General features: G+C 62.4%; 11 protein-coding genes. 3 read left to right on the forward strand and 8 right to left on the reverse strand.

The genetic code is table 11. The features are described from left to right. Window positions 1–72 precede the first annotated feature (72 nt). The 8 genes from kdsA to IGW03_RS06230 all read right to left on the reverse strand — a co-directional run bounded on the left by kdsA (window position 73) and on the right by IGW03_RS06230 (window position 9,813). Window positions 73–927 (reverse strand): 3-deoxy-8-phosphooctulonate synthase, encoded by an 855-nt coding sequence (gene kdsA, locus IGW03_RS06195; RefSeq protein WP_194721623.1) that lies wholly within the window; start codon window positions 925–927, stop codon window positions 73–75. Beyond that, entirely contained in the window at window positions 924–2,585 is a 1,662-nt protein-coding gene (gene pyrG, locus IGW03_RS06200; protein WP_194721624.1) for a CTP synthase, read from the reverse strand. The genes kdsA and pyrG overlap by 4 nt, the downstream gene beginning before the upstream one ends. 103 nt (window positions 2,586–2,688) lie before the next feature. Next, complete coding sequence (locus IGW03_RS06205) at window positions 2,689–3,630, reverse strand: lipid A deacylase LpxR family protein (protein WP_194721625.1); 942 nt, start codon at window positions 3,628–3,630, stop codon at window positions 2,689–2,691. Window positions 3,631–3,637: 7 nt separating this feature from the next. Beyond that, a complete protein-coding gene (locus tag IGW03_RS06210; RefSeq protein ID WP_194721626.1) occupies window positions 3,638–4,441 on the reverse strand; it encodes an alpha/beta fold hydrolase in 804 nt (267 codons plus the stop codon). A gap of 93 nt (window positions 4,442–4,534) precedes the next feature. Further along, entirely contained in the window at window positions 4,535–7,051 is a 2,517-nt protein-coding gene (locus IGW03_RS06215) for a DNA internalization-related competence protein ComEC/Rec2 (RefSeq protein ID WP_194721627.1), read from the reverse strand. Window positions 7,052–7,057: 6 nt separating this feature from the next. Continuing rightward, window positions 7,058–7,855 (reverse strand): TatD family hydrolase, encoded by a 798-nt coding sequence (locus IGW03_RS06220; protein ID WP_194721628.1) that lies wholly within the window; start codon window positions 7,853–7,855, stop codon window positions 7,058–7,060. Continuing rightward, entirely contained in the window at window positions 7,845–8,531 is a 687-nt protein-coding gene (lolD, locus tag IGW03_RS06225; protein ID WP_194721629.1) for a lipoprotein-releasing ABC transporter ATP-binding protein LolD, read from the reverse strand. Before lolD ends, IGW03_RS06220 begins: the two co-directional genes overlap by 11 nt. 16 nt (window positions 8,532–8,547) lie before the next feature. Next, complete coding sequence (locus IGW03_RS06230) at window positions 8,548–9,813, reverse strand: lipoprotein-releasing ABC transporter permease subunit (protein WP_194721630.1); 1,266 nt, start codon at window positions 9,811–9,813, stop codon at window positions 8,548–8,550. A gap of 228 nt (window positions 9,814–10,041) precedes the next feature. Here IGW03_RS06230 and IGW03_RS06235 point away from each other — a divergent pair, with 228 nt between their 5' ends. The 3 genes from IGW03_RS06235 (at window position 10,042) to prfB (ending at window position 14,028) form a co-directional block, all read left to right on the forward strand. Beyond that, the gene (locus IGW03_RS06235) at window positions 10,042–11,106 is read left to right on the forward strand and encodes a hypothetical protein (protein WP_194721631.1); all 1,065 of its coding nucleotides are present in this window, start codon (window positions 10,042–10,044) and stop codon (window positions 11,104–11,106) included. Beyond that, a complete protein-coding gene (gene recJ, locus IGW03_RS06240) occupies window positions 11,103–12,797 on the forward strand; it encodes a single-stranded-DNA-specific exonuclease RecJ (RefSeq protein ID WP_194721632.1) in 1,695 nt (564 codons plus the stop codon). The genes IGW03_RS06235 and recJ overlap by 4 nt, the downstream gene beginning before the upstream one ends. A 126-nt stretch (window positions 12,798–12,923) precedes the next feature. Next, a protein-coding gene (prfB, locus tag IGW03_RS06245) for a peptide chain release factor 2 (protein ID WP_194721633.1) occupies window positions 12,924–14,028 on the forward strand; the annotation gives its coding sequence in 2 pieces (ribosomal slippage) (window positions 12,924–13,004 and window positions 13,006–14,028; 1,104 coding nt in all). Window positions 14,029–14,080 lie beyond the last annotated feature (52 nt).

The following is a 14,080-nucleotide window of genomic DNA, read 5'->3' on the forward strand; positions in this document are numbered from 1 at the left end:
CGGCAATCTGGCCGGGATAGCAGCATTATTCATGGCTGGGCGCGAAGCGCCCGGGCATATCGCAAATTCCGATCAAGAAAAATCGGTTTCGATGAAGCCGGCCTTCTTGACCACGCGGTCGAGCTCCGTCAGCGTGGACAGCAGATCCTTCATGCGGCCGAGCGGCACCGCGTTGGGTCCATCGGATTTGGCTTCCGCCGGGTTCGGATGGGTTTCCATGAACAGGCCGGCGATGCCGGTGGCAACCGCAGCGCGTGCGAGCACCGGAACGAATTCGCGCTGGCCGCCGGACGACGTGCCCTGCCCGCCCGGCAGCTGCACCGAGTGGGTGGCATCGAACACGACCGGGCAACCGGTTTCGCGCATGATCGCCAGTGAGCGCATGTCGGAAACAAGATTGTTGTAGCCGAAGGAGACGCCCCGTTCGCAAGCCATGAAGCTGTCTTGATCCAGACCGGCTTCCGCGGCCGCGGCACGCGCCTTGTCGATGACATTTTTCATGTCGCCGGGTGCGAGGAACTGGCCCTTCTTGATATTGACAGGCTTTCCCGACTGGGCGCAGGCGCGGATGAAATCCGTCTGGCGGCAGAGGAAAGCCGGCGTCTGCAGGACATCGACCACTGCGGCCACCGGTTTGATCTCGTCGATTTCATGAATGTCGGTCAGCACCGGCACGCCGATCTCACGCTTGACCTTGGCCAGGATCTCCAGTCCCTTCTCCATCCCGAGTCCGCGGAACGATGTGCCCGAAGACCGGTTCGCCTTGTCGAAGGACGACTTGTAGATGAAAGGAATGCCCAGTTCGGACGTCAATTCCTTCAGGCGGCCGGCAGTATCCAGCGCCATCTGCTCCGACTCGATCACGCAGGGGCCGGCAATCAGAAAGAAGGGCCGGTCCAGGCCGACCTCGAATCCGCAAAGCTTCATGCTGCCTTCCTTTGCGCCGCAGCCGCCTGCTTGCGGGCCAGCGCCGCCTTGATGTAGGAGATGAACAGGGGATGGCCGTCACGCGGAGTGGACTTGAACTCCGGGTGATACTGAACGCCGACATACCAGGGATGGGCATTCTCGCCGGCGCGCGGCAATTCCATGATCTCGCACAGATTTTCCGTCGGCGTACGGGCCGACACCACCAGGCCTGCCTCTTCCACGCGGCCAAGATAATGGTTATTGGCTTCGTAGCGGTGGCGGTGACGCTCGGTCACTTCGCTGCCGTAGATTTCGGCCGCAATGGTTTCGGGCTTGACCGCGCAGGTCTGCGCGCCGAGGCGCATGGTGCCGCCCAGGTCGGAATTAACGTCGCGCTTCTCGACCTTGCCGTCATGGTTCTGCCACTCGGTGATCAGTGCAACCACCGGATGTTCGGTATTCGGGTCGAATTCCGTCGAGTTCGAGTTGGCGAGACCGGCCTTGTTGCGGGCGAATTCGATCAGCGCCACCTGCATGCCGAGGCAGATGCCGAGATAAGGCACCTTGTTCTCGCGCGCATAGCGGGCCGCTGCAATCTTTCCTTCCACGCCGCGCTTGCCGAAGCCGCCGGGCACCAGGATGGCATCGTACTTTTCCAGTGCAGCGGTGCCGCGCTCTTCGATTTCTTCCGAGTCGATGTACTCGATGTTGACGCGGCTTTCGGTATGGATGCCGGCGTGGCGGAGCGCCTCGGTCAGGGACTTGTACGACTCGGTCAGGTCCACGTACTTGCCGACCATGCCGATCGTCACTTCCGCCTTCGGATGCTCAAGCGCGAAGACGAGCTTGTTCCAGACTGAGAGATCGGCCGGCTTGGGATCGAGGGCCAGCTTCTCGCAGACGATGCGGTCCAGGCCCTGGTCGTGCAACATCTGCGGGATCTTGTAGATGGTGTCTGCGTCCCACACCGAAATGACGGCATCTTCCTGCACGTTGGAGAACAGGGAAATCTTGGAACGCTCGTCGTCGGGAATGCGGCGGTCGGCACGGCACAGCAGCGCATCGGGCGAAATTCCGATCTCGCGCAGCTTCTGTACGCTGTGCTGGGTCGGCTTGGTCTTGAGTTCACCGGCGGAGGCGATGTAGGGAACCAGCGTCAGATGCACGAAGGCAGCCGCATTGCGGCCGGCGCGCAGGCTCAGCTGGCGGGCAGCTTCCAGGAAGGGCAGCGATTCGATATCGCCGACAGTGCCGCCGATTTCCACGAGCGCCACATCGAAGCCTTCCGAACCGCGATGGATGTAATCCTGGATTTCATTGGTGATGTGCGGAATCACCTGCACCGTCTTGCCCAGATACTCGCCGCGACGCTCCTTGCGGATGACGGATTCATAGATCTGGCCGGTGGTGAAATTGTTGAGCTTTTTCATCTTCGCGGTGATGAATCGCTCATAGTGGCCGAGATCGAGATCGGTTTCAGCACCGTCGTCCGTGACGAAAACTTCGCCATGCTGGAACGGGCTCATCGTTCCGGGATCGACGTTGATGTAGGGATCGAGCTTGATCAGGGTGACTTTGAGGCCGCGCGATTCGAGGATCGCAGCGAGAGATGCGGCTGCAATCCCTTTACCGAGGGATGAAACAACGCCGCCAGTAACGAATACAAACTTGGTCATTGCTGGAGATGTGCCGAACGGCACGTGCGGGAAATTCAAATTATACCCCAATCCGGTTTTGCAATCCTTCTCTTTGCCGGATTTTGTGTTTCCGGACCAGGCGTCATGGCGTATACGAGATTTGCAGCCGCAAAAAGTTTTGCGCCCCTTGGGAATCGGGCAGATCGCGGATTTCATTACTCCGGCGAACCAGTCCAAGCCGGGCGCCGAAGTTCTGCCCCGTCCAGACCACCCCGGCTTCCACCTCGCCGACGACGCGCTTGGGATCGACGGTGTGCGGGTTGTCTTTCGAGAAAAGACCTCCCTGCAGGGTAGCGTTGTAGCCGACCGCACGCACGTCGGTGCGCAGGAAGCCGTAGAGCGCGGGCTGCTGCGGCAGCAGGTTCAGGTTGCCGGCCCGTGCCGTCAGGCCGATGCCGAGGTCGGTAAAGATATTGCCGAGGCGCCCCTGTATCGTGGGCGCCAGGTCGAAGGCATTCCCTACGCGCCAGCGGACCGGCGTAATTTCACCATGCAAAACGATGCCCGCTTCATTCCTGACCTGTTTTGACCAGCCCTGCGGCAGCGGCTGGTCGATCACCCGGTGGAAATTCGTCTGCGTCCAGCGTCCGCCCGCGCACGGTCCCAGGCATCCGAGATCGAGGCCGTAGCGCAGCGAAGTGCCGTCGTTGCGATGGATTTCCTTGAAGATGCCGCCGTAGAGCCAGCCGGCATAAGGATGGTCGGGAGGACCGAACTGCGCCGGCGGGAGCTTGATGTCGGAGGCGGTATAGAGTTCCTGCGCGATGCGCCAGCCATAAGTGGCCGCGCCGTCCGTCCCGCGCAAGGTCGACGCCTGGCCCAGGCTCATGCCGCTCGTGTAGAACCCGTCGTCGCGGTTCAGCAGCAGGGTGTCGTTGTCGATACCGACGATGGTCGACGTGCGCCCTTCCGCCCTGGCCTTGAGGAATTCATCGAAGAAATCCGAGACGGTGCCGGCCTGCGCGATGCCGGCCGCAAGAAGTCCTGCCAATCCGATGAACCGCCTGGTGTAGTGGATGCGCATAGCTCTCTCAGGATGAATGAAGTAGGGATTTGATCATGTCGTGCAGGGCGCCGGCTGCCAGCGCCGGCGACTCCATGGGGAACAGATGTCCGCCCGGGATCTGGCGGAAATGCCGGCCCACCAGCCGGCGCGTCGCCAGCAGCCCGGCCTGCCGGCACTCGACCGACTCTTTTCCTCCGACGAACCCGACCGGCACCGGAAAGCCGCGGCGGACAAGACGGCCGAGGTGGTGGGGCAGGCTGCGGTAGACCGCGGTCTCGGTCTCTCGGGTGAACCTGAGCGTCACGCCGCCGTCGGCATGCGGCTCGATGCCATGGGCGATATAGTCGCGCAGGACCGCTTCAGGCCATGCGGCAAACATTGGCTTGGCGGCGTAATGCTGGTAGGCGGCTTCCGCATCCGGCCAGTGGTTGCGGCGGTGTTCGGAAAATCTGGCAGGCGAAAACTTCTTGTCGGCGCCGATCTTCTTCGCCACGCGCAGCAGCGTGGCGCGCCATCCGGCGACGACGGGCGAATCGAGCAGCACGACGCAGCGCACCAGGTCGGGCCGCGCCTTGGCGGCCATCAGGCTGAGCATGCCGCCCAGGGAGTGGCCGACCAGGATAACGGGCTCGCGGTATCGGGACTGGAGTTCGTCGATCAGTTCCTCCACCAGTTTGGGCCAGCCGTTGGTGACCGGGTAGGCAGGATTATGGGCATGCATGTCGAGCGCCTGCACTTCGTAGTGCTGCTGCAGATGCTCGAAGAAGACACGATAGGTACCTGCCGGATAACTGTTTGCGTGGGCGAAATGCAGGTAAGGTCGTTTCATCGGGAAGGTCTATAACGCAAGATCAGGAATCCGCCGCCGGGAAATACCCGAACGCCGAATTGTCAAAAAGACTTCGATTGTAATTCGATTGCCTCAATCCGTTCCCCCTTCCTGCGCGGGGGCCGTGCGGGTGGCTTCATCCAGCCTCGGCAAGTCCTGCCAATAGCGTGCGCGTTCGCGGCGGTGCTCCTGCACTTCAATGCCATCACCGAACACGATCCTGACCGCGCCGGACTCATCGCTGCGCAGGCGCCGTACTCCCATGTCCGCGTAGCGCTCGTAGACTTCCGCCTTGGGATGGCGGTAGCGGTTGCGGTAGCCCACCTGGAACAGGGCCAGCTCCGGATTGACCGCGGCGAGGAACTGCGGCGTCGAGGAGGTACCGCTGCCGTGATGCGGCGCCAGCAGGACCGAAGCGCGGAGGCGCTCGGGGTCATGCCTGACCAGCGCCAGTTCCTGCGCCGCCTCGATATCGCCGGGCAGCAGCACCGCATGCCGGCCGACGCTGATCCTGAGGGTGCAGCTGCGGGCGTTCGGCTTGAGCTTGCTGAATTCATAGCTGGCGGTCTCGGGATGCAGCAATTCGAAGCGGATACCGTCCCAGGTCCAGGCATCGCCTTGCTCGCAGCGCCGGTGATGCCTTGTCCTCTGCACGATGGGATGATCGGCTGGCAGCGAAGACGAGACATTGGCCACATCGATTTCATCGAGGATGGATAGCGCACCGCCGGAGTGGTCGTTGTCGCTGTGCGAGATCATCAAGTCGAGGCTGCCGATGCCGCGGCCCGCCAGATAGGGAAGCACGACGCGGTTGCCGCCATCGGATTCCGCCGAATAGGCGGGCCCGGTGTCGTACAGCATGCGGTGGCGCGGCGTTTCGATCAGCACCGCCGTGCCCTGCCCCACATCGAATGCGGTAAGCCACAATTGTCCGTCCGGCGGCCGTGACGGCACAGTCAAAAGTACCGGCAACAGGCAGATCGCTCCCATCCAGCACATCGGCCATCCGCGCGGCGCCAGCAGCCAGAGCGTACCAGCGAGCGCGAGAGCAAACGCCCACCACGGCGGCGACGGTGTGCTCCATACCGCAAACGATGACGCGCTAAGCCATTTCAATACTTCAGCCAGCCAGGAAATGCATGCATGCGCGGCGATCAGCATCCAGTCGCCCGGCGCGACGGGCAGAATGGCGCCCAGCAGCGACAAGGGCGTGACGATGAAACTGATCAGGGGGATCGCGACGGCGTTGGCGGCCGGGCTCACCAGGGAAATCCTGCCGAAGAGCAGCAATGTGAGAGGTACCAGACCTATGGTCACGACATATTGCAAGTGGCTCGCCGACTTCAATCCGCTCAGCAAACGCCGGCTGGTGCTGTTGCCACAGTCGGCACTGGCTGCATCGCCATGTGAGGCCAGTCGCCCGGTGGAAGCGAACAGCAGGATGGCCACGGCGCCGAACGACAGCCAGAACCCCGGCCAGAGTACCGCCCAGGGATCGAGCAGCAAGACGACGCCCAGCGCCAGGCAGAGCACGTGCGACACATCGGTGATGCGCCCAGACCACAGCGCCAGCGCAACCACCGCAAGCATGTACAGGGTGCGCTGCGCGGGCACGCCGAATCCGGCGAGCGCCACATAAAGCAAGGCGGCGCACAGTCCCGCCAGCGCTGCCGCTTTCTGGGCCGGCAGGAGCAAGGGCAAACTGGTGCCGATGAAGAAGGAACGCCGCCAGAGCGCCGCGAACAGCGCCGCCACCAGACCGGAAATCATCGTGATATGCAGACCGGATATCGAGATCAGATGGCCGATGCCGGTGCGATTGAATACCTGCCAGTCATCCTGCGTGACCGAGCGCTGATCTCCGATGACCAGCGCAACCACCACGCCTGCATACTCCTTGCCTTCCAGCACAGTCTCGATGCGGGAGCGCAGCCACGCTCTGCAGCGCTCGACGGCATTGCCGACACCCGGCACGAAATCGTTCAGGCGATGGTTCTTGAAGGAGGATTTCGCATCCGCCCTGACATAGCCGGTCGCACGCAGGTCCTGCTCAAGCAGCCAAGCTTCGTAATCGAAGCCGTAGGGATTGGCGTTGCCGTGAGGCCGTCTAAGGCGGACAGTCAGCTGCCAGCGCTCCCCTGGCTGCAATGCGGCTGCCTGCCGTCCTCTCTCCATGTCCTGCGTCCAGTACCAAGAGAGTGCAAGGCGGCGTGGCACGGCGCCTGCCGCGGCTTCCGGCTGAACCACCTGCTCCACCGACAGGTTGAAGCGCACGCCCTGCGCAAAGGCATAGGGCAGGCTGTCAATGGTACCGATCACGGTCACATCCCTGCCCTCCCAATCCCTGCCAAGTTCGTCTTCAAGATAATGATGCGCAAACAATCCGGCCCAGGCGAAACCCAAAGCCGCACCGCACGCAAGCATCAGCGAGCAACGCGCATAAGGATTGCCGAGCCTTGAAACACTCAAAACACGCATGCGCGCGCTAGTGAAAACGAGGAGAAGTATCGCAATAGCGATTGCCAGGAAAAGCCAGGCCCTCTGCGGCAGAAACGCCTGGTGCTGCTGCAACGCTGCGCCTGCCGCGAAGCCGATGAGCGTGCTGCGCATCTAGCTTCAGGAGATTGCGGACAATCTGGGCAGGACAGCGTGCGCATTGCGCGCGGTCACGCCGGCGATGTGCTGCTCATCCACGCCGCGCAGCTCCGCCAGAACGCGGCCGATCGCGGGAAGCTGCTCCGGGCTGTTGCGCGCCGGATGCAGCCAGGCGGGGGAAATATCGGGCGCGTCGGTTTCGAGCACCAGCGCATCTTCCGGAAGATCGGTGGCGAGCCGCCGTATCTGCAGCGCGCGCGTGAAGGTCATGGCACCGCCGAAACCGAGCTTGAAGCCGCGCCGGATGAATTCTTCGGCCTGCTGGAAACTGCCGTTGAAGGCATGGGCGATGCCGCCTCGCACTTCAATCCGCCGCAGGTACTTGAGCACCACGTCCTGTGAACGCCGCACATGCAGCAGCACAGGCAGATCGAAGTCGCGCGCGATTTTCAATTGCTCGCTATAGAAATGCTCCTGCTTCTCGCGCAGCGGACTCTGTGTCAGTTGCGGAAGAAAGAAGTCCAGGCCGATCTCGCCTATCGCCACCAGGCGGGAATCGTTCATTGCCGCCTCGACCGTATTGCGCAGTTCGACGAGATCGCTTTCCTTCGCCTGCGGCACGAAGATGGGATGGATGCCGAGCGCATAGCTGCAGTTCGGGTTTTCCGCCGCGAGCCTTCGCACGGTAGCGAAGTTGTCGACGGCGATTGCCGGAATGACGATCATCGAGACGCCCTGCTGTCCGGCCCTCGACGCAACACCCGCCGCATCCCCGGCGAATTCGGCGGCGTCGAGGTGGCAATGCGTGTCAATCCACATGGGGATGCAAGCCATCTTCGGACAAGTGCAGCACGCGGTCGCAATGGCGCGCAAGCTCGATGTCATGGGTGACGATCACGAAAGCGGTGCCGAGCGTGCGCGACAATTCGAGCATGAGGTCGAAGGTCTTGTGCGCGGTCACGCGGTCGAGGTTGCCGGTCGGCTCGTCGGCTAGCACGCAGGCCGGCTGGGTAACCAGGGCGCGCGCCAGCGCCACGCGCTGCCGCTCGCCGCCGGACAGCTCTCCGGGCACATGCGCCACCCGCGCCGCCAGTCCGACGCGCGCCAGCATCTTTTCCGCCGCCTCGTGCGCTTGCGCCCGGGCGGTGCGCCGGATCATCAGCGGCATGCCGACATTGTCCAGCGCAGAAAATTCCGGCAGCAGATGATGAAACTGATAAACGAAGCCCAGCGAGGAATTGCGCACCGCGCCGCGCGCGCTTTCGCTCATGCCGGCGAAGTCCTTGCCGAGCAGCGTCACGCTGCCGCTGCTCGGCGTATCCAGTCCGCCCAGCAGATGCAGCAGCGTCGACTTGCCGGAGCCGGATGCGCCCACGATGGCGACCCGCTCGCCTTTCGATATGCTGAAGTCGATGTCCCGGAGCACGCTCACCGAATACTTGCCCTGGGTATAGGTCTTGGAAAGGCCGCGGCAAGTCAATACTGTTTGATCCATCTTCATTGCCTCCGCTTCATTCATAACGCAGCGCTTCGGCCGGACGCACATTGGCTGCGCGCCAGCTCGGATACAGGGTGGCGACGAAGGCCAGCACCACGGCGACGCCGCCGATGGTCCAGACGTCGGGCCAGCGCAAGTCCGAAGGCAGCTCGGTGATCAGATAGATTTCCTTGGACAGGAACTGCACGCCGAGCAGGCGTTCGATGAAGGGAACGATGACATCGATGTTGAGCGCCACCAGCACGCCCAGTCCAACGCCGATGGCCGTGCCCAGCAGGCCGACCATCGCTCCCTGGATCATGAATATTTTCAGGATCGATGCGGGCGAGGCGCCGAGAGTACGCAGGATCGCGATATCCGCCTGCTTGTCGGTGACGGTCATGACCAGCGTGGACACCAGGTTGAAGGCGGCAACCGCAATGATCAGCGTCAGGATGATGAACATCATGCGCTTTTCGGTCTGCACCGCCGCAAACCAGGTCCGGTTCTGCTTGGACCAGTCGAGGATGTACAGATTGCCGTGGAGGACCTTGGACAGCGTCAGCGCCACCTCGGGCGCGCGCTGCATGTCCTCGACGCGCAGGCGAAGGCCGGACGGCGCCTCCAGCTTGAACATGCGCATTGCGTCGTCGATGTGAATGAAAGCCAGCCCGGAATCGTATTCATGATGACCGGCTTCGAAGATGCCGCCCACCGTGAACTGCTTGAGCCGCGGAAGCACCCCCGCCGGCGTGATCTGCCCCTGCGGCGCGATCATGGTGACCTTGTCGCCGACATTGACATGCAGGCCGCGTGCGAGCTCGCGCCCCAGCACGATATTGAATTCGCCCGAACGCAAATTGTTGAAGCTGCCCTCCTTGACCTGGGAGGCAACATCCGACACTTTCGGCTCCTCCTGCGGAAGCACGCCGCGAATGATGACGCCGCGCACCGTATCGTCGCGCGTCATCATCGCCTGCGCCGCCACATAAGGAGCGGCACCCTTCACCTCGGGAACCTGCATCGCCTCCTTCGCCGTGACCTGCCAGTCGGGCAGGCTGCCGGTGGCGTCGTAGACCTCGATATGCGAAAGCACCGACAGCATGCGGTCCCGCACTTCCTTCTGGAAGCCGTTCATCACCGACAGGACCACGATGAGCGCCGCGACACCGAGCGCAATGCCCGCCATGGAAATCAGCGAAATGAAAGAGATGAAACTGTTGCGGCCGCTGCGGCGCCCGGCCCGCGTATAGCGCAGGCCGACCAGCCATTCGAACGGCAGATTCTTGACGATACTCAAATAACACTCCCTGTTATAGATCCGGCCCGAAAACAGGTTGAGCCGGATCCCCTCACTCCAACCCTCTCCCAGGGGGAGAGGGTGAAATCAGCAGCCCGAAAAATGAACCATTTTTCGGGCCGAATCAATAAAAGCTGCTCATCGTGCGATACGGCCCGGTTGTGCCGGCATGATGTGGATGGAATGACAACTTCCGATAAACAGCGCAGTTTGCCATACAATCACGCAATGAGTCATCTCGATATCCTGATTCCGTTTTCCCTTCCGCCAGCCGAACTCGCGCCCGACCTGTTTCGGGAGATCGAAGCCCCCGCCCTCGCGACCCTTCTCTCCCGCGCCAAGTCGGAACCTGCCGCGAACCGGCATGAACGCTTCGACGAGTTTGCGCGCGCCCTTCCGCACGAGAGCTGGCTCGTCCGCCGTTTCGGACTGCTCCAACAGCTCGAGCGCGGCGGCAGTCCGCCGGTCGGCGCCCAGCTGCTTCGCGCCACGGGCGCCGCAGCGGACGAAGGCGTGTGGTTCGTGCTGCAGCCGGTGCATATCCACATCGCGCGCGACCATTTGGTTCTCACCGACCCGCGCCACCTAATGCTAACGGAAACGGAATCCCGCAACCTGTTTGAAATCGCAAAACCTTTGTTCGATGAAGGCGGCCGGGATTTGCGCTACTGCAACGCAAGCACCTGGCTGCTGCGCTCCGACGACTGGGCCGACTTGAAAACCTCGTCGCCCGACGCCGCCGGCGGACACAACATCGACATCTGGATGCCGCGCGGTTCCGGCGAACGCGAATGGCGCAAGGTGCAGAACGAAGTGCAGATGCACTGGTTCCAGCATTCGCTCAACCAGGAGCGCGAAGATCGCGGTCTCAAGCCTGTCAATTCGCTATGGCTGTGGGGCGGATCCGAGGCGGCGGCTCACGGCGGCGCATCGCCTTACCGTGCGGCGTTCAACCTGAGCCCCTGGATGGCCGCCGTTGCGGAGTCGGCGTCGAAACGCTTGAAGGCGGCATCCGTCGCCGACCTGGCTGCGGCGGAGGGCGAACCGGCCCTGCTCGCCCTGGAAGACCTTGTCGAACCGGCACTGTCGAATGACTGGGCGGCATGGATAGATGTTTTCAAGCGGCTGGAAAGCGACTGGTTCGCGCCATTGCACGAGGGCCTCAAATCCGGAAAAATGGATGTACTGAACCTGATCTTCACCAATGACTCCCGCCTTTTCCGCTCTACCGCCTCCCGGTCGTCGCTGCGAAAATTCTGGATCAAACCCAATCTTGCCTTATTGAGCACATGACCCGCATCGCAGCCCGCAATTACTCTTTCCGCCAAGCCGAAATGCTGCGCCAGCAAGGCGTGCATCCCGTGCTGGCGCGGCTCTACGCGGCGCGCGGCCTCGCCGACGCGCGCGAGCTGTCGAGCGAACTTGCTTCGCTGATCACGCCCTCCGGCCTGCTGCACATCGACGCGGCAGCGGGTTATCTTGCCGACGCCATCGCCGGCGGCAAGAAAATGGTTGTGGTTGCCGACTATGACTGCGACGGTGCCACCGCATGCGCCGTCGCGCTGCGCGGCTTGCGCGCCCTCGGAGCGCGTATCGATTACATCGTGCCGAACCGTTTCGAATACGGCTACGGCCTGACGCCGGAGATCGTCGAACTCGCTATCAGGGAAACCTCTCCCGACGTCATCATCACCGTCGACAATGGCATTGCCAGCATCGAAGGCGTCGAGGAAGCCAAGCGCCGGGGAATCGATGTCGTCGTCACGGACCACCATCTGCCCGGCGACAGGCTGCCGGATGCGCGCGTGATCGTGAATCCCAACCAGCCTTCGTGCGGCTTCCCGAGCAAGAACCTGGCGGGCGTCGGCGTGATGTTTTATGTCCTGCTCGCGCTGCGTGCCGAAATGCGCAGGCGCGGACTGTTCGATGCACAGACGCAACCCAAGCTGGACAGCTTGCTCGACCTCGTGGCGCTAGGCACCGTGGCCGATGTGGTCAAGCTGGATGCGAACAACCGCATCCTGGTCGCCCAAGGCCTCAAGCGCATGCGCGCCGGCCGCATGCAGCCGGGCATTGCCGCCCTGTTCCGCGCGGCCGGCCGTGAAGCGCGGCGCGCCACGCCTTTCGATCTAGGCTTCGCCCTCGGCCCGCGCCTGAATGCCGCCGGCCGCCTGGCCGACATGTCGCTCGGCATCGAATGCCTGACCACCGACGACGAAGGCCGCGCCTGGGCCATCGCCCAGCAGCTCGACACCATCAACCGCGAGCGGCGCGACATTGAAGCCGGCATGCAGGATACTGCGCTCAGCCTGCTCGACGCCTTCGAACCGGCGAACAGCACGACGATCAGCGTCTTTGACGAATCCTGGCACCAGGGCGTGATCGGCATCGTCGCCTCTCGCCTGAAGGACAAGTTCTATCGGCCGACCATCACCTTCGCCCCGGGCGGCGACGGCCTGATCAAGGGCTCCGGCCGCTCGATCGCCGGTTTCCACCTGCGCGACGCGCTCGATCTTGTCTCCAAGCAAGCGCCGAGCCTCATCCAGAAATTCGGTGGGCATGCGATGGCCGCCGGCCTGACCATTCCGGCCGAAGCCTTCGGCGCCTTTTCTGAGGCATTCGAAACCGTGGGACGAGAATGGCTGACCGAGCATCAGCTTGAGCGCATCGTAGAAACCGACGGCCCGCTGGAAGAGGCGTATTTCACGCCGCAGTTCATCGAACTGATCGACAGCCAGGTCTGGGGCCAGGGATTCGCGCCGCCGGTTTTTTGCGACGAATTCCGCGTCATCAGCCAGCGTATCCTCAAGGAAAAACATCTCAAACTGACACTGGAAAAGGACGGCAGGCGTTTTGATGCGATCTGGTTCGGGCGAACCGATGACCTGCCCGAGCGCGCGCTTGTAGCCTATCGTCTCGATGCGAACGAATTCAACGGCGTAACCAGGGTGCAATTGCTGGTGGAGCATGCCCAGCCGGCCTGATTCGTCGACCGCACAGGCTGGGCCAAGAGGATCAAAACGAGCCGCCTCTTAAATTTCCGGCCGCATTCGTCTTGAAGGCCTTGCCCCTCGGGTATAATGTAAGGTTTGATTGCAAGAGATACTGCCATGGAAGCCGAACGCCTCAACTCCCTCTCCTCGCTGCTTGCGGACCTGTCTACCCGCGCAGCAGAACTTCGGAGGTATCTTTGACTTCGATGTGAAGTCGGAGAAACTCGAACAAGTCAACGCCGAACTCGAAGATCCCAGCGTCTGGAATGATCCCAAGCGCGCGCAGGATCTCGGCAAGGAAAAGAAATCCCTAGAGGCCATCGTCCTCACCCTGATCAAGATCGATGCGGATCTCGGCGATGCGCGCGATCTGTTCGACATGGCCCGGGAAGAGCAGGATGAAGATACCCTGCTGGCCATCGAACAGGACGCAGCCGAACTGCGGACCATGGTCGAAGGCATGGAATTCCGCCGGATGTTTGCCAATCCGATGGACCCCAACAATTGCTTTATCGATATTCAGGCCGGTGCCGGCGGCACGGAAGCCCAGGATTGGGCATCGATGCTGCTGCGCCAGTATCTGCGCTACTGCGAGCGCAAGGGTTTCAAGACCGAAATCCTTGAAGAATCCGAAGGCGAAGTGGCCGGCATCAAGACTGCGACCATCAAGGTCGAAGGCGAATATGCCTACGGCTTCCTGCGCACCGAAAGCGGCGTGCATCGCCTCGTGCGCAAGTCGCCCTTCGATTCGGCCAACGGCCGCCACACTTCCTTCTCCAGCGTCTTCGTCTATCCGGAAGTCGATGAATCGATCGAGATCGACATCAACCCGGCGGACGTGCGCATCGACACCTTCCGCGCGTCAGGCGCTGGCGGCCAGCACATCAACAAGACCGACTCCGCGGTGCGCCTGACGCATGCGCCCTCGGGCATCGTCGTGCAGTGCCAGAACGACCGCAGCCAGCACCGCAACCGCGCCGAAGCGTGGGCCATGCTGAAGTCGCGCCTGTACGAACTCGAACTGCGAAAGCGCATGAGCGAGCAGCAGAAGATGGAAGATGCCAAGACCGACATCGGCTGGGGCCATCAGATCCGCTCCTATGTGCTGGACCAGTCGCGCATCAAGGATCTGCGCACCAATCATGAAGTCGGCAATACCAAGGCCGTGCTTGACGGAGACCTGGACGATTTCATCGCCGCGTCGCTGAAACAGGGTGTGTGAGACGCCGTTTCAAACCGAGCACAGAGCCACTTGCCCAAACACGCAAAATTCA

Source organism: Noviherbaspirillum malthae (assembly GCF_015352985.1).
In the GTDB taxonomy this organism is placed as follows: Bacteria; Pseudomonadota; Gammaproteobacteria; order Burkholderiales; family Burkholderiaceae_D; genus Noviherbaspirillum; species Noviherbaspirillum malthae.